General features: G+C 51.9%; 2 protein-coding genes. Both read left to right on the top strand.

Going from position 1 to position 405, the window contains the following annotated elements; translation table 11 throughout:
* The first annotated feature begins 81 nt into the window (after positions 1-81).
* Positions 82-354, top strand: coding sequence for a hypothetical protein (locus ACUU1M_RS20645; RefSeq protein ID WP_000019164.1), 273 nt, complete (start codon positions 82-84; stop codon positions 352-354).
* A partial coding sequence (locus ACUU1M_RS20640) for a hypothetical protein (RefSeq protein WP_244581712.1) occupies positions 335-405 on the top strand: 71 nt, incomplete at its 3' end. The genes ACUU1M_RS20645 and ACUU1M_RS20640, both read left to right, overlap by 20 nt.

The raw sequence follows: 405 nt of genomic DNA, 5'->3' as shown, positions 1-405 counted from the left end.
TGAACCACGGCAGCCTGGCGGCTGCAAATCGGGGTGTGGCAGAATATGAGCTTTCAGAGTAACCATCCAGAATGAGTTCCCATGTCACACAACCTGGAGCACCAGAAAGTCCACACCAGAATGGTGAAAGAGGTTCTGAAAGCCGTCGCCAGAGCCAATAATCCCCCTTATAAGTCCGTATTTGCAGACTTTATCACCGGACATCCCTCCTGCACGGTCTGTTTCTGGGAAACCTTCCACAAAATGTACCCGGATTCACCGTACGAATACGTCACGTTCTGCCATACCTGCCGTCGTTTTGATTTATACGAAACAGAAGCGGAGATGAAGGCGGATGACCCGAAGTGGTGGTGATTTTCAGCCCCGACCGCTGAAACGCCTGTTCACAGCCAACCAGTGCTGGAC

This window comes from Shigella sp. SIG6 (assembly GCF_053555815.1).
The sequence above is the reverse complement of the archived record's forward strand: the minus strand, read 5'-3'. Positions and strand labels throughout refer to the sequence as shown.